Annotated in this window: 28 protein-coding genes and 1 pseudogene; 12 read left to right on the top strand and 17 right to left on the bottom strand. The window is 71.1% G+C overall.

The window, feature by feature from the left end:
* Nucleotides 1-49 precede the first annotated feature (49 nt).
* The gene (locus ACFPCV_RS06410; protein WP_378055106.1) at nt 50-553 is read left to right on the top strand and encodes a SigE family RNA polymerase sigma factor; all 504 of its coding nucleotides are present in this window, start codon (nt 50-52) and stop codon (nt 551-553) included.
* Nucleotides 554-556: 3 nt separating this feature from the next.
* Entirely contained in the window at nt 557-919 is a 363-nt protein-coding gene (locus ACFPCV_RS06405; RefSeq protein WP_378055105.1) for a hypothetical protein, read from the top strand.
* 100 nt (nt 920-1,019) lie between these two features.
* Here ACFPCV_RS06405 and ACFPCV_RS06400 read toward each other — a convergent pair whose 3' ends face one another.
* On the bottom strand, nt 1,020-2,315 hold the full coding sequence (locus ACFPCV_RS06400) for a geranylgeranyl reductase family protein (protein ID WP_378055104.1): 1,296 nt from the start codon (nt 2,313-2,315) through the stop codon (nt 1,020-1,022).
* A 138-nt stretch (nt 2,316-2,453) separates the two neighbouring features.
* Here ACFPCV_RS06400 and ACFPCV_RS06395 point away from each other — a divergent pair, with 138 nt between their 5' ends.
* Nucleotides 2,454-3,146 carry a DUF4328 domain-containing protein gene (locus ACFPCV_RS06395; protein WP_378055103.1) on the top strand — a complete coding sequence of 231 codons (693 nt, stop codon included), beginning with the start codon at nt 2,454-2,456 and terminating at the stop codon, nt 3,144-3,146.
* A 153-nt stretch (nt 3,147-3,299) separates the two neighbouring features.
* Here ACFPCV_RS06395 and ACFPCV_RS06390 read toward each other — a convergent pair whose 3' ends face one another.
* The 8 genes from ACFPCV_RS06390 to ACFPCV_RS06355 all read right to left on the bottom strand — a co-directional run bounded on the left by ACFPCV_RS06390 (nt 3,300) and on the right by ACFPCV_RS06355 (nt 9,464).
* Entirely contained in the window at nt 3,300-4,004 is a 705-nt protein-coding gene (locus ACFPCV_RS06390; protein ID WP_378055102.1) for a demethylmenaquinone methyltransferase, read from the bottom strand.
* A gap of 21 nt (nt 4,005-4,025) precedes the next feature.
* Nucleotides 4,026-5,096, bottom strand: coding sequence for a glycosyltransferase family 4 protein (locus tag ACFPCV_RS06385; protein ID WP_378055101.1), 1,071 nt, complete (start codon nt 5,094-5,096; stop codon nt 4,026-4,028).
* A gap of 123 nt (nt 5,097-5,219) precedes the next feature.
* Nucleotides 5,220-6,275 (bottom strand): 1,2-phenylacetyl-CoA epoxidase subunit PaaE, encoded by a 1,056-nt coding sequence (gene paaE, locus ACFPCV_RS06380; protein WP_378055100.1) that lies wholly within the window; start codon nt 6,273-6,275, stop codon nt 5,220-5,222.
* On the bottom strand, nt 6,276-6,779 hold the full coding sequence (paaD, locus tag ACFPCV_RS06375; RefSeq protein WP_378055099.1) for a 1,2-phenylacetyl-CoA epoxidase subunit PaaD: 504 nt from the start codon (nt 6,777-6,779) through the stop codon (nt 6,276-6,278).
* Between the two features lie 102 nt (nt 6,780-6,881).
* Nucleotides 6,882-7,775 carry a 1,2-phenylacetyl-CoA epoxidase subunit PaaC gene (gene paaC, locus ACFPCV_RS06370; RefSeq protein WP_378055098.1) on the bottom strand — a complete coding sequence of 298 codons (894 nt, stop codon included), beginning with the start codon at nt 7,773-7,775 and terminating at the stop codon, nt 6,882-6,884.
* Entirely contained in the window at nt 7,772-8,068 is a 297-nt protein-coding gene (paaB, locus tag ACFPCV_RS06365) for a 1,2-phenylacetyl-CoA epoxidase subunit PaaB (RefSeq protein ID WP_378055097.1), read from the bottom strand. Before paaB ends, paaC begins: the two co-directional genes overlap by 4 nt.
* A complete protein-coding gene (gene paaA, locus ACFPCV_RS06360; protein WP_378055096.1) occupies nt 8,065-8,994 on the bottom strand; it encodes a 1,2-phenylacetyl-CoA epoxidase subunit PaaA in 930 nt (309 codons plus the stop codon). The genes paaB and paaA overlap by 4 nt, the downstream gene beginning before the upstream one ends.
* Nucleotides 8,995-9,035: 41 nt before the next feature.
* Nucleotides 9,036-9,464, bottom strand: a complete 429-nt coding sequence (locus ACFPCV_RS06355; RefSeq protein WP_378055095.1) for a DUF3592 domain-containing protein — start codon at nt 9,462-9,464, stop codon at nt 9,036-9,038.
* 223 nt (nt 9,465-9,687) lie between these two features.
* Here ACFPCV_RS06355 and ACFPCV_RS06350 point away from each other — a divergent pair, with 223 nt between their 5' ends.
* Nucleotides 9,688-12,069: an immune inhibitor A domain-containing protein gene (locus tag ACFPCV_RS06350; RefSeq protein WP_378055094.1), complete on the top strand. Its 2,382-nt coding sequence runs from the start codon at nt 9,688-9,690 to the stop codon at nt 12,067-12,069.
* Between the two features lie 136 nt (nt 12,070-12,205).
* Nucleotides 12,206-13,180 (top strand): adenosine deaminase, encoded by a 975-nt coding sequence (add, locus tag ACFPCV_RS06345; protein ID WP_378055093.1) that lies wholly within the window; start codon nt 12,206-12,208, stop codon nt 13,178-13,180.
* A 16-nt stretch (nt 13,181-13,196) separates the two neighbouring features.
* Here add and ACFPCV_RS06340 read toward each other — a convergent pair whose 3' ends face one another.
* From ACFPCV_RS06340 to ACFPCV_RS06325, 4 genes are all read right to left on the bottom strand, one after another.
* Nucleotides 13,197-14,030, bottom strand: coding sequence for an aldo/keto reductase (locus ACFPCV_RS06340; RefSeq protein ID WP_378055092.1), 834 nt, complete (start codon nt 14,028-14,030; stop codon nt 13,197-13,199).
* Nucleotides 14,027-14,209, bottom strand: coding sequence for a DUF397 domain-containing protein (locus tag ACFPCV_RS06335; protein WP_378055091.1), 183 nt, complete (start codon nt 14,207-14,209; stop codon nt 14,027-14,029). The genes ACFPCV_RS06340 and ACFPCV_RS06335 overlap by 4 nt, the downstream gene beginning before the upstream one ends.
* Nucleotides 14,210-14,295: 86 nt before the next feature.
* Nucleotides 14,296-15,981 carry a 2-succinyl-5-enolpyruvyl-6-hydroxy-3-cyclohexene-1-carboxylic-acid synthase gene (gene menD, locus ACFPCV_RS06330; RefSeq protein WP_378055090.1) on the bottom strand — a complete coding sequence of 562 codons (1,686 nt, stop codon included), beginning with the start codon at nt 15,979-15,981 and terminating at the stop codon, nt 14,296-14,298.
* Nucleotides 15,982-16,009: 28 nt separating this feature from the next.
* Nucleotides 16,010-17,176: a hypothetical protein gene (locus tag ACFPCV_RS06325; protein ID WP_378055089.1), complete on the bottom strand. Its 1,167-nt coding sequence runs from the start codon at nt 17,174-17,176 to the stop codon at nt 16,010-16,012.
* Between the two features lie 63 nt (nt 17,177-17,239).
* On the opposite strand from ACFPCV_RS06325, the gene ACFPCV_RS06320 reads away from it, so the two are divergent.
* Nucleotides 17,240-18,151 carry a 1,4-dihydroxy-2-naphthoyl-CoA synthase gene (locus ACFPCV_RS06320; RefSeq protein WP_378055088.1) on the top strand — a complete coding sequence of 304 codons (912 nt, stop codon included), beginning with the start codon at nt 17,240-17,242 and terminating at the stop codon, nt 18,149-18,151.
* 88 nt (nt 18,152-18,239) lie between these two features.
* Here ACFPCV_RS06320 and ACFPCV_RS06315 read toward each other — a convergent pair.
* Nucleotides 18,240-19,028: pseudogene (locus tag ACFPCV_RS06315) on the bottom strand (arylamine N-acetyltransferase family protein); the annotation flags it as partial.
* A gap of 38 nt (nt 19,029-19,066) precedes the next feature.
* Here ACFPCV_RS06315 and menE point away from each other — a divergent pair.
* The 4 genes from menE (at nt 19,067) to ACFPCV_RS06295 (ending at nt 22,755) form a co-directional block, all read left to right on the top strand.
* Entirely contained in the window at nt 19,067-20,179 is a 1,113-nt protein-coding gene (gene menE / locus ACFPCV_RS06310; protein ID WP_378055087.1) for an o-succinylbenzoate--CoA ligase, read from the top strand.
* A 25-nt stretch (nt 20,180-20,204) separates the two neighbouring features.
* Nucleotides 20,205-20,405: a hypothetical protein gene (locus ACFPCV_RS06305; RefSeq protein WP_378055086.1), complete on the top strand. Its 201-nt coding sequence runs from the start codon at nt 20,205-20,207 to the stop codon at nt 20,403-20,405.
* Nucleotides 20,406-20,449: 44 nt separating this feature from the next.
* Nucleotides 20,450-21,634: a hypothetical protein gene (locus ACFPCV_RS06300; RefSeq protein ID WP_378055085.1), complete on the top strand. Its 1,185-nt coding sequence runs from the start codon at nt 20,450-20,452 to the stop codon at nt 21,632-21,634.
* Nucleotides 21,635-21,879: 245 nt separating this feature from the next.
* On the top strand, nt 21,880-22,755 hold the full coding sequence (locus tag ACFPCV_RS06295) for a 1,4-dihydroxy-2-naphthoate polyprenyltransferase (protein ID WP_378055084.1): 876 nt from the start codon (nt 21,880-21,882) through the stop codon (nt 22,753-22,755).
* Here the strand turns inward: ACFPCV_RS06295 and cds1 are convergent.
* Genes cds1 through ACFPCV_RS06280 form a run of 3 tightly spaced genes read right to left on the bottom strand, consistent with a single transcriptional unit; the run spans nt 22,741 to nt 24,598 of the window.
* Nucleotides 22,741-23,838: an L-cysteine desulfhydrase Cds1 gene (cds1, locus tag ACFPCV_RS06290; protein ID WP_378055083.1), complete on the bottom strand. Its 1,098-nt coding sequence runs from the start codon at nt 23,836-23,838 to the stop codon at nt 22,741-22,743. The genes ACFPCV_RS06295 and cds1 overlap by 15 nt on opposite strands.
* The gene (locus tag ACFPCV_RS06285; protein WP_378055082.1) at nt 23,839-24,123 is read right to left on the bottom strand and encodes a DUF4229 domain-containing protein; all 285 of its coding nucleotides are present in this window, start codon (nt 24,121-24,123) and stop codon (nt 23,839-23,841) included.
* Nucleotides 24,124-24,133: 10 nt separating this feature from the next.
* Complete coding sequence (locus tag ACFPCV_RS06280; RefSeq protein ID WP_378055081.1) at nt 24,134-24,598, bottom strand: Lrp/AsnC family transcriptional regulator; 465 nt, start codon at nt 24,596-24,598, stop codon at nt 24,134-24,136.
* Between the two features lie 176 nt (nt 24,599-24,774).
* Between ACFPCV_RS06280 and ACFPCV_RS06275 the strand changes: the two genes are divergently transcribed.
* Both ACFPCV_RS06275 and ACFPCV_RS06270 read left to right on the top strand, forming a co-directional pair.
* A complete protein-coding gene (locus ACFPCV_RS06275; RefSeq protein ID WP_324922875.1) occupies nt 24,775-24,990 on the top strand; it encodes a BldC family transcriptional regulator in 216 nt (71 codons plus the stop codon).
* A gap of 78 nt (nt 24,991-25,068) precedes the next feature.
* Nucleotides 25,069-25,287, top strand: a complete 219-nt coding sequence (locus tag ACFPCV_RS06270) for a hypothetical protein (protein ID WP_378055080.1) — start codon at nt 25,069-25,071, stop codon at nt 25,285-25,287.
* Nucleotides 25,288-25,424 lie beyond the last annotated feature (137 nt).

The following is a 25,424-nucleotide window of genomic DNA, read 5'->3' as shown; positions in this document are numbered from 1 at the left end:
CGAGCACGCGCGGGGGTTGCACCGGTTTCCGCTGGCATACTCGGCGGCGGTGGGAACCCAGGAGGAATTCAGCGAGTACTTCGCGGCGCGCGCGCACGCGCTGCGCGCCACGGCGTACCTGCTGTGCGGCGACTGGCACCGTGCGGAGGACATCACGCAGGTGGCGATGACGAAGCTGTACCTGGCGTGGCCGCGGCTGCGCGACAGCGGCATGGACGCCTACGCGCGCAAGGTCGTCGTGCGCACCTTCCTCGCGGAGAACCGCCGGCTGTGGCGACGGCGGGAGCACCTGACGCAGTCACTGCCGGAGCCCCCGGTGGCCGACGGCGACCCCGACCAGCGCATGCTGCTGGAGGCGGCGCTGGCGACCGTCCCACCACGACAGCGGGCCGTGCTGGTGCTGCGGTACTGGAACGACCTGTCCGTCGAGGACACCGCCGAGGCACTCGACTGTTCGGCCGGGACGGTGAAGAGCCAGGCGGCCCGCGGCATCGCGACGCTGCGCAAACGGCTGGGCCCGCACTTCGACGTGCTGTCCAAGGGCGGGAGGTGAGTCGTGGACCACGAGGACGACCGGTTGAAGGCGTTGTTCACCTCGGTGGGTGAACAACCGGGCCCACCGCTGGGTTTCACCGCGGACGGCATCGCCCGCCGCGGCCGCCGCATCCGCCTCGCCCGCTGGGGCGCGGGCGCCGCCGCGAGCGCCGTCGTCGCCGCGGCCATCACGACCACGATCGCGCTGACCGCGAACCGGGACCTGCAGCCGGGCACCCCACCCGCCCCCGAGATCACGACCACCGACGTCCCGGCCACCCCGGATGTCCCGACCACGACGGACAGCCCCGGGCACACGACAACCGAGGCCACCTCGGAAACGACCACGACGACGACCACCACCACGCCGACCACCACGTCGTGACGCGGCCCCCGGCTACCGCCCCGATGTCCCGAAAGGCGCTTTCAGGGCGTTGAGCGTCCCGAACGCGCCTTTCAGGGCATGGCCCCCGTGCCGGGGGTCCTCACGCGCTGGGCGCCATCCTCGTGGCCGCGGTGATCATCCGGTCGAACGCGTCGCCGTCCTTCGGGTCGTACAGTCCGGCGAGCAGCTTCAGCACGAGCTTCATGAGCGTCTGGCGCGGCAGCCCGTACTTGGTGGCGGTGCGCATCACGAGCGGGTTGCCGATGAGCCTGGAGAAGATGTTGCCCAGCCGGTAGTAGCTGCCCAGCGCCTGCTTCATCGCGACCGGGTACCCGTGCAGCGCCTTCTCCCGCGCCGGTCCCTCCGCCCGCGCCAGCGCCTGCACGACCACCTCGGCGGCGATCTTCGCGGACTCCATGGCGTAACCGATGCCCTCACCGTTGAACGGGTTGACCATGCCACCGGCGTCGCCGACGAGCAGCAGCCCGCGCGAGTAGTGCGGGGTGCGGTTGAAACCCATCGGCAGCGCGGCGCCGCCGACCTTGCCGATCGCGTTGTGCTCGCGGAAACCCCACTCCTCCGGGGTGCCGTCGAGCCAGGACCGCATGAGCGCGCGGTAGTCGGTCTTGCCGAACGCCTTGGAGGTGGACAGGATCCCGAGCCCGACGTTCACGGTGCCGTCGCCCATGCCGAAGATCCAGCCGTAGCCGGGCAGCAGCCGGGGTTCGTCGGGGTTGGCGCGGTCCCACAGCTCCAGGTGCGACTCGAGGAAGTCGTCCTTGCTGCGCGGCGACGCGTAGTACCGGCGGACCGCGACGCCCATCGGGCGGCTCTCGACCTTCTCGATGCCGACGGACAGCGCGAGCCGCGCGGACACGCCGTCGCACGCGAGGACGATCGGCGCCCGGTAGGTGACGGGCTCGCGTTCCGGCCCGACCTTGGCGGTGACGCCGACGACCCGGCCGTCGCGCTCGTCGGTGACGGCGCCGGTGACGTTGGTCTGCTCGAGAAGGCGGGCACCCGCGCGCTGGGCGGTGCGGGCGAGCATCTCGTCGAAGTCCTGGCGCGGGCGGACCACGCCGTAGGGCGGGAAGGACGCGAGGTCCGGCCAGTCCAGCTCGAGCGTGACGCCACCGCCGACGACGCGCAGGCCCTTGTTGTGCAGCCAGCCCGCCTCCTCGCGCGTGTCGATGCCGAGGTCGATGAGTTGTTTCACACCGCGTGGCGTGAGGCCGTCGCCGCAGACCTTCTCGCGGGGGAAGGAGCTCTTCTCCAGCAACAGGACGTCGAGGCCCGCGCGGGCGAGGTAGGTCGCCGCTGTCGAGCCTGCCGGCCCGGCGCCGACCACGATGACCTCGGCGTCCTCGGCCGGCTTGCGTCGGCTGGGCGTTCCCATGACGGCTCCCTCGTGCTTGTGAAAACGTTCACGAACTGTGTGCATTTTATCCCGGCGAGAACAACCCAGCCGTGTGCCGAAACAGACACATCTTGACGAACGATTTCAGAGTGTCACAACGCACACCTGGGGGGCCCGTTGACGCGTCAGGACCCGCTGTCACCCGCCCGGACACCGGACCTGCGCCCACTGGGGTCGATCGCGAGAGTGGCGACGACCCTGCTGTTCGTGAGCTGCGCGGCGAACCTGTTCGCGACGTGGACCGACTGGCGCCGCTACCGGGTCGTGGCGGACTACGTGGCCGGCGAGCCGGGGATGGGCGTCGCGGACCTGGTGAGCGCGGACAACCTGGCGATGGGCGCGGCGTGGCTGACGTTCCTGGCGCTGGCCGCGGCGGCGACGGTGTTCCTGACGTGGCTGTGGCGGGCGCGGCTGAACGCCGAACGCCTCTGCCGTGCCGAGCACCGCAGGTCGCGCGGCTGGACGATCGGCGCCTGGTTCGTGCCGGTCGTGAACCTGTGGTTCCCCCGGCAGGTCGTGGACGACATCTGGCGGACCAGCAAGCCGGGCGTGCCCGCGGACACGTACCGCGTGGACGGGCTGGGCCAGAGCCCGCTGGTGCGCGCGTGGTGGTACACGATCCTCGCGGACGTGCTGGTGGTGGCGCTGCCGCGGATCGAGACGCGCGGTGCGGTGACGATCGAGGACCTGAGGTCGGCGGCGCTGTACGGCACGGTCAGCACGTTGCTGCTCCTGGTCGCCGCGATCCTGCTGAGCCAGGTGATCCGCCAGGTCACCCACTGGCACACGATCCGCCGAGAACACCGCTGACCAGCACTTTCCCTCGCGCGCGGCAGCCCCCAGGACCGTAGCGAAACCCCCACCCGTTCCCGGGGGCGTCCCGCCTTGCCAGCTTACCGGTACCCACTGACGGGTGGGGGGATGTCGATCTTGCCTGTGGACAACTGGTGCGGCTGTGGACAACTACGCCTGCGGGAGGGCGGCCGGTTTGACGGCCCTGTGCAGCGCCACCACGCCGAACGTGAGGTTGAGCCACTCCACCTCGTCGAAGCCCGCCTCCGAGATCAGCAGCGCCAGCTCGCGCTGGTCGTGCCAGTGGCGCATGGACTCGGCCAGGTAGGAGTAGGCGTCCTTGTTCGACGAGAACGGCCGCGTGATCATCGGCAGCAGCCGCAGCACCACGTTGTAGTGCAGCCAACGGATCGGCCGGAACGGCGGCTGCGACACCTCGCAGATCACCAGCCGCCCGCCGGGGCGCACGACGCGGCACATCTCGCGCAGCGCCTCGACGGTGGGGCTCATGTTCCGCAGCCCGAAGGACACCGTGACCGCGTCGAACGAGTCACTGGCGAACGGCAGGTGGAACGCGTCCGCGGCGACCTTCGGCACGTCGCGGTGCGCACCGCTTTTCAGCATGCCCAGCGAGAAGTCCGCGGCGACGCACCACGCGCCGGACTTCGCGTACTCGGTCGTCGACACCGCGGTGCCCGCCGCCAGGTCGAGGATGCGCTCGTCGGGGCTCGCGTCCAGCACGCGTCTGGTCAACCAGCGCCAGCGGCGGTCGAAACCCATCGTCATCGCCGAGTTGGTCCGGTCGTAGCCCTTGGCCACCCCGTCGAACATCTCGGCCACGTCGCGGGGGTTCTTGTCCAGTCCGGCACGTGACATGACCGAACCCTACGACACCCGCTACGCCGCCAGCACGCTGGCGCTCACCTGCTCGTAGTGCCCAAGCAGCTCGTCGCAAACGGCCTCCCACGTCCGCTCCAGCACCGACTCCCGCGCCGCCGCACCGAGTCGTCTGCGCAGCCCGCGTTCCCGCAGCAGCTCCACGTAGGACCACAGCTCACCAGCGAACCGGTTGTCGTCGTACGGCTCCAGCAGGTAACCGGTGTGGTCGTGCGTCACCAGGTCACGCGGACCGCCCGCGTCCGGTGCCAGCACGGGAAGTCCGGACGCGAGCGCTTCCTGCGCTGCCTGGCAGAACGTCTCGTACGGGCCGGGGTGCACGAACACGTCCAGCGACGCGTACGCGGTCGCCAGCTCCGTGCCGGTGCGGAAACCGAGGAACGTCGCGTCCGGCAGCAGCCGCCGCAGGTTCTCCTCCTCCGGGCCCTCGCCGACGACGACCACCCGCACGCCTGGCAGGCCGTTCAGCGTGGCGAGGCGGTGCACGTGCTTCTCCGGCGCGAGCCTGCCGACGTAGCCGACGAGCAGCTCATCGTTCGGCGCCAGCCTCGACTTCAGCCGCAGGTCCGCGCGGTGCGGTGCGAACAGCTCGGTGTCCACGCCACGCCCCCAGCGGTGCACACGCGGCACCCCGTGGTCGGTCAGCGCGCGCACCGAGGCGTGCGACGGCGCCAGCGTGCGGTCCGCTCCGGCGTGCAGCTTGCGGATCCACCGCCACGCCGCCCGCGCGCCGTGCCTGAGCCCGTACGCGGCGGCGAAACCGGCAACGTCGGTCTGGTACACGGCGACGGTCGGCACCCCGAGGCGCCGGGCGGATCTCAGTCCGGCGGCGCCGAGCACGAACGGCGACGCGAGGTGCACGACGTCCGGTTCGAACTCCGCCAGCGCGGCGTGCACCTTCGGCGACGGCACGCCGATCGGCAGCGAGCTGATGACGGGCAGGTCGACCGCGCGGACCCGGCGGACCGCGGCGTGCCGGTACCGTTCCGGGCCCGGTCCGGGTGCCACGACCAGTGCGTCGTGACCTCGCAGCCGCAGGTGCTCGACGACGCGGAGAACCGAGTTCGTCACACCGTTGACCTGCGGCAGAAAGCTCTCAGTGACGATGGCGACTCGCACGGCACGACCGTCGCAAACCCGCACTGCCGCGGGAGGAACGCAGGCATGACGTCCTGGCGAACGTTGCGCCAAGAGTTAGGCGTCGTAGTCCACGGTGACCCCGGCCGACAGCGGCAGCGCCTGGCAGGTGAGCACGAATCCGGCCGCGACCTCGTGTTCCTCGAGCGCGTAGTTGCGGCGCATCTCGACCTCGCCCGCGGTGACCCTGGCGCGGCAGGTGCCGCACACGCCGCCCTTGCACGCGAAGGGCAGGTCGGCCCGCACGCGTTGTGCCGCGTCGAGGATCGGGGTGTCGGCCGGCAGGTTCAGCGTGGTCTCGCGGCCGTCGAGCACCACGGTCACCTCGGCGACCGGGCCTTCCACCGTGGACTCGTCGGCGCGCCTGGGCACCGGCGGCGGCTCGTCGACGTAGAACAGCTCGCGGTGGATCCGCTGCCGGGGCACGTCGTGCGCGGTGAGCGCGACGTCCGCGTCCTGCAGCATGCCGTAGGGGCCGCACAGCCACCAGTGGTCCACATCGGACGTCGGGACGATGGTGCCGAGCAGCGTGGTGAGCCGGTCGGCGTCGAGACGACCGGAGAACAGCTCGACGTCACGTGGCTCGCGGGAGAGGACGTGCACGAGCTGGAACCGTTGTGGGAAGCGGTCTTTCAGGTCGGCGAGGTCGTCGGCGAACATCACGGTGTCCGTGCGGCGGTTGCCGTACAGCAGGGTCACCTGTCCGCCCGCGGTCAGCACGCTGTCCATGATGGACAGTGCCGGTGTGATGCCGGAGCCCGCGACGATGAACCCGTGGTGCCCGGTCGTCTCGTCGGGGGTGAACTTCCCTTGCGGGGGAAGGACTTCGAGGGTGTCGCCCCGGGTGAGCCGGTCGACGATGCGGGCGGAGAACAGCCCGTCCTCGACGCGCCGGACGCCGATGCGGGGCGCGGCGCCCTCGGGTGCGCAGATGGAGTAGGAGCGGCGTTCCTCGGTGCCGTCGACGTCCTGGCGGAGGGTGAGGTACTGGCCGGGCCGGAACGTGAAGGTGGCGGCGAGGTGCGGCGGGACGTCGAAGGTGACGGCGACCGCGTCCGCGCACAGCCGGTCGACGCGTGCGACCGGCAGCTCGTGGAAGGCGGGGCGGGCCATTCAGATCTCCTTGACGTGCTCGAACGGCTCGCTGCAGTCCTGGCAGCGGCGCAGTGCCTTGCAGGCGGTGGACGAGAAACGGGACAGCTCGGTGGTGCGCACGGACCCGCAGCGGGGGCAGGGGACCTTCGACGTCGGCGGCGTGAGGTTCAGCGTGACCGGCCCGGCTTTGTGTTGCGGTGGCGCGATCCCGTGCTCGACGAGCTTGCGGCGGCCGTCCTCGCTGATCCAGTCGGTGGTCCAGGCTGGTGTGAGGGCGGTGCGGATCTCGACCCGCTCGTAACCGGCGGCGAGCAGCGCGCGGCGCAGGTCGGCGCGCATCTCGTCGAGCGCGGGACAGCCGGAGTAGGTGGGCGTGATGGTGACCGTCACGCCCTCACCGTCCTCCCGCACGTCGCGGAGCACGCCGAGGTCGGCGAGGGTGAGGACGGGCAGCTCGGGATCGAGCACCTGCTCGGCGATGGCGCGAGCTTGTCCACAGGTGGGCAGGTTATCCACAGGCACGCACTTCACCCCCGCGAATGTCGGTGGGCACCGGTAAGCTGGCAAGGCGGGACGCCCCCGGGACAGGGTGGGGGTTGGGCACCGGGCGCGCGTGGGCGGTGTTCACCACTTCGCCCCTGGTAGCGAGCGCGCCAGGTGCTGCATTTCGGCCAGCAGGTAGCCCATCGCCTCCGTGTGGACGCCGTCGCGGCCGGTCCTGCCCGCCACCGCTGACATGGGGGCCACGTCCGGGCGGTCCAGCGCCGCCGCGGTGAACACCTGGTCCAGCACCCCGTCGACCTCGGCACGCACGTCCGCCGAGGGCACCGCCACCCCCGGCAGCGCTGCCTCCACCTCGTGGGTGGTGAACAGCTCGTCCTGGAGCGGCCACACCAGCGCCAGCCCCGCGACCATCCGTTCCCGCGAGAGCTCCGTGCCGCCCGCCAGCCGCAGCGTCCACTGCGCCGCGTGGTCGCGGTGGTATGCCAGCTCCTTCACGCCCTTCTCGGCGATCGCCGCCAGCACCGGGTCCCTCGACGACACCAGCCGCCCGAACACCGCGAGCCGCCACGTCGAGAACACCAGCAGCCGCGCGATCGTCACGGCGAAGTCGCCGCCGGGGCCTGGGCCGCAGTCGATCTCCACCATGCGCACGTTGCGGAACTCGTGCTCGTCGCGCAGGTACGCCAGCGCGTCCTCGTCGCGGCCCGCGCCCTCGACCTCACCGGCGCGCGTCAGCAGCAGCCGCGCCTGCCCGAGCAGGTCCAGCGCGATGTTCGCCAGCGCGACGTCCTCCTCCAGCTCCGGCGCGCGCGAGCACCACTCCGTCAGCCGCTGCGACAGGATCAGCGCGTCGTCGGCCAGCATCAGGCAGTACGCCGTCAGGTCCTCGGTGGACACACCGGCGGGCAGCGCCCTGTCCACTCCGGACAGCGGGTCGTCGAAGCCGGTGCCGAACGCCCAGTGCTGGTCGTCGCCGGAATCGGTGATGGCGTCGTACGCGTTGTCGAAGCTCATAGGTGCGGCACGTCCTCCGGGATCGCGTAGAACGTGGGGTGCCGGTACACCTTGTCGCCGCTGGGCGCGAAGAACGAGTCCTTCTCGTCCGGCGACGACGCGGTGATCTTCGCCGCGGGCACGACCCAGATCGACACGCCCTCGTTGCGCCGCGTGTACAGATCACGGGCGTTGCGCAGCGCCATCTCCGGGTCCGGCGCGTGCAGCGAGCCGACGTGCACGTGGTTCAGCCCGCGTTTGCCGCGCACGAACACCTCGTACAGCGGCCACCGGGACCTGGCCGAGCCGGTCATGCGACCTCCTCCGACGACGCGGTCCGGGCCGCGTACGCCGTCGCGGCCGCCCGGACCCACTCGCCGTCCTCGTGTGCCTTGCGCCGGTGCTCGACCCGCTGCCGGCTGCACGGCCCGTTCCCGTTCACCACCCGCCAGAACTCGTCCCAGTCGATCTCGCCGAAGTCGTGGTGGCCACGCTCGGCGTTCCACCTCAGCTCGGGGTCCGGCAGCGTCACGCCGAGCGCCTCGGCCTGCGGCACGGACATGTCGACGAACTTCTGCCGCAGCTCGTCGTTGGTGTGCCGCTTGATCCGCCACGCCATCGACTGCGCGGTGTTCGACGACTCCGCGTCCGAGGGGCCGAACATCATCAGCGACGGCCACCACCAGCGGTTCACCGACTCCTGCACCATCCGCCGCTGCGCGTCGGTGCCCCGCATCATCGTCATCAGCAGCTCGTAGCCCTGCCGCTGGTGGAACGACTCCTCCTTGCAGATGCGGATCATGGCGCGCGCGTACGGCCCGTACGAGGTGCGGCACAGCGGCACCTGGTTGCAGATCGCGGCGCCGTCGACCAGCCAGCCGATGACGCCGACGTCCGCGAAGTTCAGCGTCGGGTAGTTGAAGATCGACGAGTACTTCTGGCGGCCCTCGACGAGCTTGTCCGTGAGGTCCGCCCGGTCGGCGCCGAGCGTCTCGGTCGCCGCGTACAGGTACAGGCCGTGCCCGGCCTCGTCCTGCACCTTGGCCAGCAGGATCGCCTTGCGGCGCAGCGACGGCGCCCGGCTGATCCAGTTGGCCTCCGGCTGCATGCCGATGATCTCGGAGTGCGCGTGCTGTGCGATCTGGCGGATCAGCGTGCGGCGGTAGCCGTCGGGCATCCAGTCCCGCGGCTCGATCCGCTGCTCGGCCTCGACCAGCCGCTTGAAGTCGTCCTCACCCACGACCCGATGTTACACGCGAACGCGCGAATTGAGGAGAAGTGTTACAACCGGCGGCGGAGCCACCACACCGCGGGGATCAGCACCGCCCACATCACGAGCAGCGTGACGCCGACCGGCAGGAGCGTGACCACGGCGCCGCGCCCCGCGACGCGGACCAGCTCGGGGTTCTCCTGGTTGTACTCGACCTCGACGACGTCGCCGGCCGTCAGGCCCGCCGGGTACAGCACGCCGACCTGCGGGATGTGCTCGGCGCCGTCGGGTGAGTAGAAGCGGACGAGGGTGCGGGAGAAGTCGTCGGAGACGACCTCCGCGTCGGCGTAGCCGATGTCGCCGTCGATCGCGATGTCCTCGGTCCACGCGGCGATCACGAGCACGACGCCCAGGAACGTGACGATCGCGCCGAACGCCAGCAGGCCCCGCGTCACCCACCGCAGCACCAGCGGCTTCCGGCCGTCCCTCACCTGGGTCACGCCCCTGAGCCTAGCTCCCGGCATCACCCGTTCGGCGGCATGGCGTCCACGCGATAGCCGTCTCGGACCGTTTCCTTCGACCACCTGGCCCAACTCGAACTGTTTACTCCTTTCGGATTACTCCTTTCGTCGGGTCCCAAACATATTCGCTGTACGTAATATCGCGCTGCGCGCCAGGTCAGCCCATCGGGTGATCAGCGCTCAGTCGATCCTGGAGGATGCGTTGCAACGAAGAATTCTCGTCGGCCTGACGAGCGCCGCCGTGGTGGCGGCCGGGCTGACGGCACTCGGACCGACCGCGCAGGCGGCGCCACCCGCGGCGGACAAGGCGAAGGCCGTCGCCGCACCGGTGGACGACCTGCCAGGCCCCGCTGAGGAGAAGCGCCGCGCGCTGCGCCAGGAAGCCCTCGCCGACGTGCTCAGCGGTGAGAAGAAGGCCGAGAAACGCGGCTCCAGCACCGTTGTCAAGATGGGTGAGAAAGCCGCGCCCAAGTCCAAGAACAGGACAAAGAAGGGCAAAGTCGACCAGTACGTCGAACTGAGCCGCGAGAAGACCGACAAAATCTTCGTGGTCCTCACCGAGTTCGGCAACGAACGGCACCCGAACTACCCTGACCAGGACACCGACCCCACGACTCCCGGCCCGGTCAAGTTCGACGGCCCGCTGCACAACGAGATCCCCGAGCCGGACCGCTCCAGGGACAACTCGACGATCTGGCAGCCCGACTACAGCCGCGAGCACTACCAGGACCTGTACTTCTCCACCGATCCCGGCGCCGACTCGGTCGCGAACTACTACGACAAGCAGTCCTCCGGCCGGTACACGGTCGAGGGCCACGTCACCGACTGGGTGAAGGTCCGCTACAACGAGGCCCGCTACGGCCGCTCCAACGGCTACCCGTGCGGCGGCAACGTCTGCAGCAACTCCTACGCGCTCGTCGCCGACGGCGTGAACCAGTGGTACAGCGACCAGCTCGCGGCGGGCAAGTCGGAGGCCGAGGTCAAGGCCCAGCTCGCCGAGTACGACGTGTGGGACCGCACCGACCACGACGGTGACGGCAACTTCGACGAGCCCGACGGCTACATCGACCACTTCCAGATCGTGCACTCGGGCGGCGACCAGGCCGACGGTGACCCGATCCAGGGTGAGGACGCGCTGTGGAGCCACCGCAGCTTCGTGTACTCCAACACCACCTCCGGCCCCGACGGCAACCTCCAGGGCGGCGCGCAGATCGGTGACACCGGTCTCTGGGTCGGCGACTACACGGTGCAGCCGGAGAACGGCGGCATCGGCGTGTTCGCGCACGAGTACGGCCACGACCTCGGCCTGCCGGACCTGTACGACTTCTCCGGCAGCGGCGGCCAGAACCACGTCAACTGGTGGTCGCTGATGGCGCAGCAGCGCGTGTCGGGCCCCGGTGAGGTGCTCGGCTCGCGGGTCAACGACATGGACCCGTGGTCGAAGCTGCAGATGGGCTGGCTGGACTACGAGGTCGCGGTGGCAGGCCAGTCGCGAACGCTCAACCTCGGCCCGCACGAGTACAACTCGGCGAAGCCGCAGGCGGTCGTCGTGGTGCTGCCCGACAAGCCGGTCGAGTTCGCCTACGGCCAGCCCGCCGCCGGCGCCAACCAGTGGTGGAGCACCAAGGGCGACGACATCGACACCACGATGACCCGCACGGTCGACCTGACCGGCAAGACGAGCGCTTCGCTCGACCTGCAGACCCGCTACAGCATCGAGGTGGACTTCGACTACCTGTACGTGCAGGCGTCGACGGACGGCGGCGCGACGTGGCAGGCGCTCGACGGCACCGTGGACGGCCAGCCGTTCACGCGTGACGCCGACAACCAGCCCGCGCTGACCGGCACCACCGGCGGCGAGTGGGCCGACATGCACGTGTCGCTCGACTCGCTCGCGGGCACGTCGGCACAGCTGCGGTTCCGGTACAAGACCGACGGCGCCGTGGCCGAGGACGGCTTCTTCGCCGACGAGATCACGATCACCGCCGACGGGCAGCCGGTGTTCACCGACGGCGCGGAGAGCGGCGCCAACGGCTGGACGCTGAACGGTTTCCGCGCCGCGCAGGCCACCGAGACCGTCATGTTCGACAACTTCTACATCGCGTCGCACCGCACGTACGAGTCGTACGGCCAGTACATGAGGACCGGGCCGTACAACGTGGTCGACCCGGCCAACACGGACTGGGTGGAGCACTTCCCGTACCAGACCGGCCTCGGCGTCTGGTACTGGGACACCTCGTACACCGACAACAACACCAGCCAGCACCACGGCGGCGGCCTCGCGCTGCCGGTCGACGCGCACCCCGCGCCGATCTACAACCTGGAGGGGGTGCCGTGGCGTGAGCGGATCGCCGGTTACGACGCGCCGTTCTCGCTGAAGAAGGCGGACTCGTTCACCCTGCACGTGAACGGCAAGCCGAGCTACATCCGCGGCCAGGCAGCGGTCCCGCTGTTCGACGACACCAGGAAGTACTGGTACGCCGAACAGCCGAACGCGGGCGTGAAACTCCCGGCCACCGGCACGACCATCCGCGTCGTCTCGGTGAAGGGCACGACCATGAAGATCCGGATCGGCACGAAGTAACACGGCAACGGAGGGCCCCGCACGAGGTGCGGGGCCCTCCGTCTGTCCACACACCGCACGCACGATCGTGGGGTCTTGTTCGGCACGCCACGATCGTGCGCACCTCCCGGCCAGGCCACGCGCCTAGGCTCACCACATGGAGGACTTCATCCGGCGGATGCCGAAAAGTGAGCTGCACCTGCACATCGAGGGCACCTTGGAGCCCGGGCTGCGGGACCGGCTCGCCGCACGCAACGGTGTCACGCTGCCGTCTCGCCCCGCCTACGACTTCCACGACCTCACGTCGTTCCTCGTCGGCTACTACGAGGGCATGTCGGTGCTGGTGCACGAACCCGACTTCTACGAGCTGGCCTACGCCTACTTCGAGAAGGCGGCGGCCCAGGGTGTCGTGTACGCGGAGATCTTCTTCGACCCGCAGGGCCACACGTCCCGCGGCATCCCGTTCGGCACGGTGATCCGCGGGCTGCGCCGCGCGCAGCTCGACGCCCGCCGCGTCCTCGGCCTCCACTCACAGCTGATCATGTGCTTCCTGCGGGACTTCCAGGCGGAGTACGCGATGGCGACGCTGCTGGAGTCGCTGCCGTACAAGGACTGGATCGTCGGCGTCGGCCTGGACTCCGACGAGCGCGGCAACCCGCCGTCGAAGTTCGCCGCCGTGTTCGCGCGGGCACGGCAGGAGGGCTACCTGCTCACCATGCACTGCGACGTCGACCAGCAGGACGCGGTCCAGCACATCCGGCAGGCGGTCATGGACATCGGCGTCGACCGGGTCGACCACGGCGTCAACATCCTCGAGGACTCCGAGCTCGTCGCCGAGGTGAAGCGCAGGGGGATCGGCCTGACGCTGTGCCCGGTGTCGAACCGGTTCGTCACCGACGGCACCAAGTCCGCCGAGCTGAGGCGGCTGCTCGACGAGGGTGTGCGCGTCACCGTGAACTCCGACGACCCGGCCTACTTCACCGCGTACGTGCTGGAGAACCTGGTCACCGTGCAGCAGGAGCTGGACCTGACCCGCGACGAGCTGGTCACGTTGCAGCGCAACGCGATCGAGGCGTCGTGGGCGCCGCCCGCGGTGCGGCAGGAGGTGCTGGACCGGCTCGCCGCGCTGTGAGGGTGGCGCCGGTCGGTCATGCGCCGCCTGCGCGGTGCAGCGCGTCGAGCCGCGCCATGTCCTCGGCGGAGAGCCGCAGGTGGCCCGCGGCGACGTTCTCCGCGAGGTGCCCGGGGTCCCCGGTGCCCGGGATGACGAGCACGTGCGGACCGCGTGCGAGTGTCCACGCGAGACGGACCGCCGCGTCGGTGCCGCCGCCCGCCTCGCGGTTGGCACCCGTGATGGAGAAGAACGGCACGAACGCCACCCCCTGCTCGCCGCACAGCCGGATGAACTCGTCCTGCTGCGGGCGGTAGCCGAGACCGTACGAGTTCTGCACGGCCACCACCGGCGCGACCGCCTGCGCCTGCGCGAGCTGCCGCGGCCCGACCGCGGAGATGCCCAGGTGCCGGATCAGCCCGGCCTGCCGCAGCTCGGCGAGCGCGGCGAACCGGTCCGTGAGGTCGTCCGGCCCGTCGGCGCGGAAGTACACGAGGTCGAGGTGGTCCCGCCCGAGCTGGCGGAGGTTCTCCTCGACCTGCCCACGCAGCTCGCCGGGGCCGGCGGCGGGCCGCCACCCGCCCGCCGGGTCCCGGCTCGGCCCGACCTTCGTGGCGATGACCAGATCCTCCGGGTACGGCGACAACGCGGAGTTGATCAGCTCGTTCGCCGACCGCAGCGACGAGAAGTAGAACGCCGCCGTGTCGATGTGGTTGACGCCGAGTTCGACCGCCGTGCGCAGCACGGCGATGGCCTGGTCGCGGTCGCGTGGTGGGCTGCCCGGCTCGAACGCGGCACCGGTCTGGGGCAGCCGCATCGCCCCGAACCCGACCCGGTTGACGAGCCGGTCCCCGAGAAGCCAGGTGCTCACCTCGGCAGGAACGACACCCACGCGGCCGCCGGGAAGGCCAGCACCGGCCCGGCGGGGTCCTTGGAGTCCCGGACCATCGCGAGCACCCCTTCGATCGACGCGACCTCGACACAGTCGCCGTCCGCACCACTCCGGCTGCTCCTGCGCCACACGAGCTTCGGCGAATCGGCTGCGATCATCGTGGAGCTCCTCCGGCAGTTCGGCTGGGCGTATCACCTTAGCCCGCGACGACCGCTCCCCCGGACCGGTGACGAACAACCCGCCGCTAACGCAGTGCCGCGTCCGCCACCGTGGCGCGGAGGCGGGCGTGCAGGTCGCGCAGCAGCGCGCGGTCCGACCGGACCTCCACGACGCGTAACCCACGCCGCGGCGTGAGAGCCGCGCGTAACTCGTCGGCGGTGCCGGCACGGGTGTACGCCACGTGGTAGCCGCGGCACAGCGACTCCAGGTCGGCCCCGTGCGGGGTGCCGAACACCCGCTCGAAGCTCGGCTGGTACTCCGCCGCGCCCTGTTCGAGCAGCGTGAAGATGCCGCCACCGTCGTCGTTGTGCACGACGATCGTCAGGTCGGGGCGCCGTTCCGGCGGGCCGACCAGCAGGCCGTTGAGGTCGTGCAGCAACGTCAGGTCACCGATCAGCGCGTACGCCGGGCGATCGGCCGCCAGCGCCATGCCCGCGGCCGTCGACACGTTGCCGTCGATGCCCGCCACGCCGCGGTTGGCGTGGATCACCACGTCCGACCTCGGTTCGGCGACCAGGTCCACGTCCCGAACGGGGTTCGACGAGCCGAGGAACAGCGCGGCGCCCGCGGGCAACGCGTCCAGCACCTCGGCCGCGATCCGCAGCCCGGTCGGCCATTCCTGTTCGGCCAGCAGCTTCTCCACGGCGTCGACCGCGGCCGCGTCGGCGTCCCGCCACGCCGGTAACCAGCCCGGGTCCACACCGTCCACACGCGACATGTCGTCGAGGTCGAGCCAGCCGCGCACGTGCGTGGCGACATACTGCGGATCCGTCCACTGTGGATGGTCGCCGATGCCGTACACCGGTGCGCGGCCCATCAGTCCACGCACCCCGCGCGACAGCGTGGGACGGCCGACCACGATCACGGCCTCGGGCCGTAACGACACCGGCAGCTCGCCCGCCGCCAGCAGCAACGCACCGCACCGGAGCACAGCCGCGCCGCCCGCGAGTGCCGCCGCCTGCCCGGACGGCTCCGCGACCGCGGGCCACCCGGCACTCGCGGCGACCGCCGCCGCCGCCCGCGCCCGGTCGTCGCGCCCACTGCCGACGACCATCAGGGTCCGTGCCGGCAACGGGAAGTCGACGCGGCTGCCCGCCATCGTGACCGGCGCGGCGGAGGTCGTCCAGCGCAGTCCCTCCGGCCTGCCCTCCAGCGGCTCTGGCCAGCGCGGCTCGAACGTGGGCACCAGCGGTTCCCGGAACGGCATGTTGACCTGCACCGGCCGCCCGGCCTCGGCCTGCGCGACCGCGCGGCAGACAAGACCACGCCACACCTGGTTCTGGCCCTCGCGCCGTTCGGCGACGGGGAACTCGACCGGGACCGCGGCCGGGCCGAACAGGCCGCGCTGGTCGATGGTCTGGTTGGCGCCGGTGCCGTGCAGCTCCGGTGGGCGGTCGGCGGTGAGCAGCAGCAGGCCGACACCGGAGTGGAACGCCTCGAGCACGGCCGGGTGCAGGTTGGCGACGGCCGTGCCGGACGTGCAGGCGACCGCGGCGGGCCGCCCGCTCGCCTTGGCGAGCCCGAGCGCGAGGAAGCCCGCGGACCGTTCGTCGATCCGGACGTGCATGGTGAGCCTGCCCGCCCCGGCGGCCTCGTGCAGCGCCATCGCGATGGCCGCGTTGCGCGACCCCGGGCAGACGACCACGTGCCGCACGTCGTTGCGGACCAGCTCGTCGACGATGACCATGGCCTGGGCTGTGGAGGGGTTCACACGCCACCCGCCTCCACGGTTCGCACGCTCATTGCTCCGCTCCCTGCATCGCCCGCGCCCGGATCCCGGCGAGGGCCACCCGCCTGCCGTAGTCGGTCAGGCGCTGGTGCTCGCCGGGGGCGGTCAGCACGCCGGCCGTGTGCATGTCGGCCAGCAGCTCCGCCACCACCTCCCGCACGGTATCGCTCGGGCCGGGGAGGTCGTGCGCGCCTGTCTCGAAGAACACCACGCCGAGGCGGTCGACGAGCATGTCGACGTCGACGACGTCCCCGAGCACCAGCATGGCCAGCAGCGGCAGCACCGCCTGCCGCGCCACCGGGTCCGCCGGCGCCGCGATGCCGTTCACCACCGCCTCGAACAGCAGCACCGGGTGGGTGAGCGCACGCTCTCCGTCGTCGGTCAGCTCACCGAGGTGGTCCAGCAGCCCGAACTTCTCCGCGACCGCCGTCATGGGCGGCGAGCCCTCGCCCGCGTGCACCACCTGGGCGAGGGGCCGCGTGCCGGCGAGCAGGATCTCCGGGGTCAGGTCCATCGGGTTCGCGACGTCCGGAGCGACCCTGACCAGCAGCTCACGGAGGATCTGACTGCCGCTCATGTCGTACAGCCGGGCGATGCGCTCGGCGAGCATCAGCTCCTGCATGGTCTCCGTGTGCCCGTCCGGTGGCTGTTCGAGCACACCGGCAGCCACCGCCAGGCGTTTCGACTCGTCGGCCGGGTCCAGCTCACCCGACGCGATCGCCCGTTCGAGTGCCCTGGTGATCGCGTCGTACAGGGCCTCCTCGCGCGGGCCCGGCCGGTCCAGCCAGGTGATGCGCAGGCCCGGCGGCGGCATGACGCCCGACTCGTGCGTGGCCACCGCGTACAGCTCGAAGCTGTGCAGCGGGTCGTCGGCGGCCGCCAGGATCTGCCTGGTCCGGTCGTCACGGCACAGCGCGGCGTACCGGGGCTGGTCGAGCCGCTCGAAGAACCACGCCGCCTCCTCCACGACCGCGCGCCAGTCCGGCATCGGGCTGAGGTCGCCGGGCGGCTCGCGCAGCAGCTGCGGCAGCGTGAGCCACAGGAAGTTCTGCACGTCGAACTGCGACATCAGGTAGTTCGGACGGTCGTTCGAGACGTCGTACCAGCAGGCGGCGACCACCAGCCCGGCGTCGTCGCGGTCCACGAGCTCCTCGACGACGGCCTCGACATCCCGCATTGCCCCAGCTTGACACGGCGGTCGCAGGCCCCGCGATTTCTGTCCACCCATATGCTCGGGCGCGTGGCTACCCCGACCGTGTCCGAGCTGTTCGACCCGACCGCGTGGCAGGTCGTCGAGGGGTTCGACTTCACAGACATCACCTACCACCGCGCCGTCTCGACCGGTGCCGTGCGGATCGCGTTCGACCGCCCCGAGGTGCGCAACGCGTTCCGGCCCCACACCGTCGACGAGCTGTACCGGGCCCTCGACCACGCCAGGATGACCGCCGACGTCGGCTGTGTCCTGCTGACCGGCAACGGGCCCTCGCCGCGGGACGGCGGCTGGGCGTTCTGCTCCGGCGGTGACCAGCGGATCCGCGGCCGCACGGGGTACCAGTACGCGTCCGGCGAGACGGCGGAGACGGTCGACCCAGCGCGGGCCGGGCGGCTGCACATCCTCGAGTGCCAGCGGCTCATCCGGTTCATGCCGAAGGTGGTGATCGCCGTGGTCCCCGGCTGGGCCGCGGGCGGCGGCCACAGCCTGCACGTCACCTGTGACCTCACGCTCGCCAGCGAGGAGCACGCCCGCTTCAAGCAGACCGACGCCGACGTCGGCAGCTTCGACGGCGGTTTCGGGTCCGCCTACCTCGCCCGGCAGGTCGGCCAGAAGTTCGCGCGGGAGATCTTCTTCCTCGGCCGCACCTACACCGCCGCCGACATGCACCACATGGGCGCGGTCAACGCGGTCGTGCCGCACGCCGAGCTGGAGTCGACGGCCCTGGAATGGGCGACGGAGATCAACGGCAAGTCGCCGACGGCGCGGCGGATGCTGAAGTACGCCTTCAACCTGATCGACGACGGACTGGTGGGGCAGCAGCTTTTCGCGGGCGAGACGACACGCCTCGCGTACATGACCGACGAAGCGGTCGAGGGCCGCGACTCGTTCCTGGAGAAGCGCCCACCGGACTGGTCGCGCTTTCCCCACTACTACTGACGTGAACCGGCGAGCCTTTCTCGTGGGCTGCCGTGACTCTGTTCCACAACAACGTCTTTCTCTTTGCGTCCACATCGGACAAGGGAAGGCCGAACACGTCGGCGAGGCAGGTGTGCCACTCGGGAGCGCTCGTCAGCTCCCGGGTGGTCTCTCCGGTGGTGTCGAGGCGGTTGAGCACGCGGCCGCGTAAGAAGTCGACGCCGTCCGCGTCCCGGCGGAACGCCACCAGGGTGCGCACGAAGCTCGATTCGGGCGCCGACTGGAGGTGCTCGTGCTCGGCGACCAGGTCGTCCGGGGTCGTCTCGCCGGGCGTGAAGTCCATGCCGTGCAAGGACATGGCCGGGTCGGCGTCGAACCGCCAGCCGCCGGGCGCGACCCCGGACGGGCGTAAGCCGTAGGTGTGCGGGCCCTGCGTGCAGGTGCCGGTGCGCAACGGCATCGGCTCGTGCGGGCCGTCGCCGAGACCCGCGTCGACGAACCACTCGCCGCCCGGGTTGTCCTCGGCCGGCAGCCCGCTGACGGTCAGCGCGAGGTGGTTGCCGTCCACGTTCGGCCTCGCGTCCGGATGGCCCTGCACACCGCCGACGTGCCAGTGCACGCGGAAGCCGAGCCAGCCCAGCAGCGTCGCCAGCGCGCCGTTCTGGTGGTAGCAGTAGCCGCCCCGGCCGCTCACCAGGTAGCGCACCGAGTCGAGTGGCTCGATCGTGCGGCGCTCGCCCAGCCAGACCCAGACCGACTCGTACGGCACGCGCTCGACCTGTGCCCTGTGCACCGCGTGGAGCGTCGCCACGGTGGCGGGCGGCGGCGCGTCGAAGCCCAGTCTGCGCAGGTACGCGTCCCTGAGCGACTCGTCGAGTGCCGGCCTGGTCGATGTCATGGCGCGGAGCCTATGTCCGGTGACCGACAATTTCGATCGTGTTGCTGACGCCTGTGGACAACTCCGGGATCGTGACCGCGCTCGCCGCCGCCCTGGCCGGTGGACCAGCGGTTCTGCCGCTGTCCGCCGAGGAACCACGCACGCGGGCGCTGCGTGCCGCCATGGCGCCGGAGAAACCGGTTCTTGCCGGGACCGCCGTGGTGGTCGCGACCTCCGGGTCGACCGGCGAGGCCAAGGGGGTGGAACTGTCGGCAGCCGCGCTGTCCGCGTCCGCGGCCGCGACGCACGCCCGGCTCGGCGGGCCGGGCCAGTGGCTGCTGACACTGCCCGCACACCACATCGCGGGTGTGCAGGTCATCGTCCGGTCGCTGCTGGCGGGTCTGCCGCCCGTGCTCCGCGGCCCGCGCTCGTTCGCCGAGGCGGCGGCCACGATGAGCGGGCCACGCCGCTACACCTCCCTCGTGCCGACGCAACTGCTGCGGCTGCTCGACACCCCCGAGGGGCTCGACGCGCTGCGGACGTTCGACGCCGTGCTCCTCGGCGGCGCGGCGACACCGGGGCCGCTGCTCGCGCGGGCACGCGCGGCCGGGGTGCCGGTCGCCACCACCTACGGGATGTCCGAGACCGCAGGTGGCTGCGTGTACGACGGGACACCGCTGGACGGCGTGCGGGTGCGGCTCGCCGACGGTGTGATCCACCTGGCGGGCCCGGTGCTCGCCACCGGGTACCGGCTCGACCCGGCCGCGACGGCGACGGCGTTCGCGGAGGGCTGGTTCCGGACCACGGACGCGGGCGAGTTGCGGCCGGACGGGACCCTGAAGGTGCTCGGCCGCACCGACTTCATGATCAATACCGGCGGGGTGAAGGTGGCACCCACCGCGGTCGAGGAGGTGCTGACCGCCCAACCGGGTGTCGCCGAGGCGTGTGTCGTGGACCTGCCGAGCGAGGAGTGGGGCCAGCTCGTGGCCGCGGCCGTCGTGCCCACCGATCCCGCCGCCCCACCGGAGGTCGGCGCGTTGCGGGCGGCCGTGCGGGAACGGCTCGGCGGCCCCGCCGCACCGAAGCTCATCCGCGTCGTCGGTCACCTTCCGTTGCTGGGACCGGGAAAGGTGGACCGGATCGGGGTAAAGGACCTGCTTCGCGGAACCTGACTCCGGCGGCGCACGTTGACACCGCATGGGAGTCCTGTGGGCCATGTCACTACCCGGGCTGGTGTTCCTGCTCGTGCTGGTGGCCGCCCTGGAACGGTTCGGGCTGTTGGCCGCGGCCGCAACTGGCTCCCGTGGCGCCGCGAGCACTGACGGGGCGCCGCCCGCGATGAAGGTCGACCTGGACGGCAACCGGGTCGTTCCGCGGGACCGATTACCCGGGCACTGACCCTTCCGGTTGCGAGATCACCGAAACCGGTCTTGGCTCAATGGATGAAGCTGAGCCGTTACCTGCTGGTCAGCACTGTGCTCACCGGCTCACTCCTCGCGGTGCCCTCCGCTTCCGCCGCCACCGGCTGGCAGGTCGGCCTGGCCGAGCCGGGCGCGGGCAGCACGAACGTCGAGACCGGCCCGTTGCGGCTCGGGTCGGCCGACAACCGTGCCGCGAGCGCCGAGTCGGCGGCACGCACCGGCATGGCGTCGTACCCGCACACGCTCGCCACACCGGCCAACGCGTTCACGGCCACGGTCACCAGCACCGTGCCCGACGGCGCCGAGGTCGCGGTCGACGTGCGCGGGCGGACCGCCGGGCGGTGGACCGAGTGGGCGGAGATCCGGCCGGACGCACCCGGTGTGCTGTCCGCCGCGGCGCGGGACGTCGAGGTCCGGGTCGTGCTCAGCGCGCCGGACGGGGTGGCCGCACCCAGCGTCGACGCGCTGACGATCACCCCCGTGACCGGGCAACGGGCCACGGCGGCCACACCGGGGCTGACGTACCGGGTGTTCGCGACCCGGGAGGGGTTGGTCGGCCACACCACGGCCAACGGGCACAAGATCGTGCAGCGGGACCACTTCGTGGCACTGCCGTCGCGGCGCGGGCTGTCGGCCAAGGGGACCGGCGACTACAGCGTGCGGGTGTGCGCGGGCAACGGCCGGTGCGAGTGGGCGCCGACGTGGGACGTCGGGCCGTGGAACACGCGGGACGACTACTGGGCCGCGCCCGGGGTGCGGCAGCAGTGGGGTGACCTGCCGCAGGGCAAACCCGCGGCGCAGGCGGCGTACGAGGACGGCTACAACGGCGGAAAGGACCAGTTCGGGCGGAAGGTGAAGAACCCGGCGGGCATCGACCTCGCCGACGGCACGTTCTGGGACGGGCTCAAGCTCAAGACCAACGCGTGGGTCACGGTGACCTACCAGTGGACCGGTACGCACCCGCACGGGATCGTGCGCACATCCGGCCCGGTGCTGAACGTCCGGCCGGGGCCCGACAGCCAGTCGCCGAACGTCGGGCTCGCGGCGAAGCACGCGCAGGTGCGCATCGAGTGCGTGGTGGCCGGTGAGCAGGTGAAAGGCTCGCAGGGCACGACGGACCAGTGGTACCGGCTCGCCAAGGGCATGTTCGTGTCGGCCGCCCATGTGGCGCCCGGACCCGGCTCGGCGCCTGTGCCGACCTGCTGATCGGCGCCGCGCCGCCCCCGCGTAGTGCCCGGCTTCGGTGCTGCGAAAGGCGCGTCCACGGCACAACAGGTGCCGTCAATGGGCCATTCAGGGCGCTCAGCGCCCTGAACGCGCCTTTCAGGGCACTACCCACGCAACCCCGATGGTGGCGCAAACCCACCACGAAGGGGCTCCCTGCCATCCCGTCGACCGGCCGCCCACTCACACCGACTTCGCGGAATCAGTCATCTAGTTAGATGGGGCCCATGGTCGCAACCGCAGGACAGTGGGTGGCCGGCGCGCGGGTTCGGACACTGCCGAACTCGGTCGCTCCGGTGATCGTGGGGGCAGGCGCCGCGGGCGCGATCGGCGAGTTCACCTGGTGGGCCGCGCTGCTCGCACTGGTGGTGTCGCTGGCGCTGCAGGTCGGCGTGAACTACGCCAACGACTACTCAGACGGCGTCCGGGGCACGGACGACACACGCGTGGGTCCGTTGCGGCTGGTGGCGTCCGGGGTCGCGTCGGCGTCGGCGGTGAAGCTGGCGGCGTTCGGGTGCTTCGGCGTCGCGGGCGCGGCCGGGCTGCTGCTGGTGGCACTGACGGGCCACTGGTGGTTGCTCAGCATCGGCGTGGTGTCCGTGGCCGCGGCCTGGTTCTACACCGGCGGCCCGAAGCCGTACGGGTACGCGGGCTGGGGCGAGGTCGCGGTGTTCGCGTTCTTCGGCCCGGTCGCGGTGCTCGGCACGCTGTACGTGCAGTCGGGCGAGGTCACGTGGCCCGGGGTGGCGGGCGCGGTGGCACTTGGCTCGATCTCGGCCGGCGTGCTGGTGGCGAACAACCTGCGTGACCTGCCGACGGACCGGACCGCGGGCAAGATCACCATGGCGGTGCGGCTCGGCGACCGGCGCACCCGGATCCTGTACGTCGTGCTGGTCGCGGTGCCGTTCGTGGTGAGCGCGCTCACGGCGATCGCCCACCCGTGGCTGCTGCTCGGCCTGCTCGCGGTGGCGCTGGTGGCCCCCGCCGTGCGCACCGTCACCCGCGGCGGCGACGGCCTGGCACTGATCCCGGTGCTGCGGGACACGTCGCTGGCGATGCTCGCGTGGGCCGTACTGACCGGCCTGGCGCTAGCCCTGTCCTGACCACTCGCCGGTGGACAGGAACTTGGCGACCGTTTCCTTGTGGGGTTCCAGTTCCAGGTCGTGCGCGGCGAGCCAGTCGGTGTCGTAGTAGGTGTTCGCGTAGCGTTCGCCGCCGTCGCACAGGAGGGTCACGACGCTGCCTTCCTGCCGGGCGGCGCGCAGTTCGGCCACGATCTGGAAGGCGCCCCACAGGTTGGTGCCGGTCGAGCCGCCGACGCGGCGGCCCAGGATCGGCTCCACCGCGTGGATCGTCGCCAGCGACGCGGCGTCCGGGACCTTCACCATGCGGTCGATGACCTGGCCCACGAACGACGGCTCCACCCTGGGGCGGCCGATGCCCTCGATCCGTGAGCCCTGGCACGCGGTGAGGTCCGGCACGGTGTCCCGCCACGCCTCGAAGAACACCGAGTGCTCGGGGTCGACGACCGCGAGGCGGGTGCGGCGCCGCTGGAAGCGGATGTAGCGGCCGATCGTGGCGCTGGTGCCGCCGGTGCCGGCACCGACGACCACCCACTCCGGGTCCGGGTGCGGCTCCAGCGCCATCTGCTCGAAGATCGACTCGGCGATGTTGTTGTTGCCGCGCCAGTCGGTGGCCCGCTCAGCGTGCGTGAACTGGTCGATGAAGTGGCCGTCCAGCTCGGCCGCGAGGCGGTGGGACTCCGCGTAGAGCTGGCTCGGCTCGTCGACGAAGTGGCATCGGCCACCCTCGCGCTCGATCAGCGCCACCTTGCCCGCGCTGGTCGTCCTCGGCATGACCGCGATGAACGGCAGGCCGAGCAGCCGCGCGAAGTACGCCTCCGACACCGCCGTCGAACCCGACGACGCCTCGATGACGGGCGTGCCCTCGACGATCCAGCCGTTGCACAGCGCGTACAGGAACAGCGACCGCGCGAGCCGGTGCTTCAGCGAGCCGGTCGGGTGGGTCGACTCGTCCTTGAGGTAGAGCTGGATGTTCCACTCGGGGGGCAGCGGGAACGGCAGCAGATGCGTGTCCGCGCTGCGGTTGGCGTCCGCGTCGATGATGCGGACGGCCTCGCACACCCAGTCCCGTGTCCGCTCGCTGCAGCGGTCGACCGCGGCCATCTACGCGTCCGCGTCGCGGTCGGGCTGCTCGCCACGCAGCTCGGCACGGAGGCGCTCGCGGGTGTTCGTGCGGTCCTTCCCGCGCTCGGCGAGGGCGGCGGTGACCCGCTCGTTGAGACCGCGGAACACCAGCAGACCCAGCGGGAAGCCGACCACGACGGCGACGGCGACGGCCACCAGCAACGGCACGCCGAACACCACCAGCAGGACCGTGACCGCGGCGATCAGCGCGATCCTGCCCAACGTGTACAGCGTCAGGTCACGTCCGAGGTTGTGCTCCGCCACGGGCAAGACGTTACTCGTCACCGTCGTCGACCTCCGAGGTGTTCGGCCTGCCCTCGAACCGGGTGGAGAGCACCAGCGTGGTGCGCGTGCGCGCGATGCCCTCGATGCGGCGCAGCCGCCCGAGCGTGCGCTCGAGGTCGTCCACGGTCGCGACCCGCACCTTGACGATGAAGGACTCGTCACCCGCGACGCGGTAGCAGGACTCGACCTCGTCGAGCCGGGCGAGTGCTTCGGCCACGTCCTCGTCGTCCGCGGTGTCGGTCGAGTAGATGCCGATCAGCGAGGTGACGCCGAGACCGACCGAGCTGGGGTTGACCACGGCGTGGTAGCCGGTGATGACGCCGCTGGTCTCGAGCTTGCCGACGCGCTCGTGCACCGCGGACGCGGACAGGCCGACCTGACGCCCGAGTTCGGCGTAGGTCGCGCGGCCGTGCTCACGGAGTGCGGCGATGATGCGGCGGTCGACGGCGTCCACGGCGGCACTCTAGCGGGTGGCTGAGCGGAGCTTGCCGGAGCGAACATCGCTGTTGATCGTGTCCGATCCCGCCGTTTTGTCCCTTACTACCTCTTTACCATCAGACAACCGTTCGAGTACCCGATGGTCGAGATGCGACGATTGGCGTGTCCAGTTCAGACTACTGAGGAGGACACGTGACAGCGGCACATGTCGGCGAGCGGCTCCTGACCCCCGGCGAGGTCGCGGCGTTGTTCCGCGTCGACCCGAAGACCGTGACGCGGTGGGCGACCGCAGGCCGCATCGGTTCCATCCGCACGCCAGGCGGGCACCGCCGCTTCCGCGAGTCCGAGGTGAAGACCCTGCTCGCCGAACTGACGACCGAGGCCAATCTCGGGAACGGGCACGCCTGATCCAGCGTTGAACCCCCTGAGGGCCCTAAATCGGTACAAAAGGGCTAACCTCGATGGCAGGACCTCGGGAGGTAGCAGATGCTGTACTTGCTCGCCGCAATCGGCGCGGTTTGCGTCGTTGTGCTGCTGTGGCGGGCGTTCGTGGCGAAGCCCACCACCACGGTGGGAGAACGTCGCGTGAGCCGGCCGAGCCGCCGCACCGGTCCCGTCGCACCTGACGACGACCCGGAGTTCCTGCGCAGCCTCAACAAGCGGAAGAACCCGCCGGACGCGGACGGCACGCAGCCACCCGCCTGACGAACGGCACCGTCCGCGACCCCGCTGACGGCCGGCCCGGGCAACGCCTTCACAGCCGACCCTCGCGAAGGCGACGCGTCGATGCTGTCCCTGCTCGGGATCGTGTGTGGGCGCTGATCGTCGCGGCCTCCCGGCTG

This window comes from Actinophytocola glycyrrhizae, from assembly GCF_042653545.1.
GTDB lineage: Bacteria > Actinomycetota > Actinomycetes > Mycobacteriales > Pseudonocardiaceae > Actinophytocola > Actinophytocola glycyrrhizae.
This window is presented reverse-complemented; position numbering and strand designations above follow the sequence as displayed.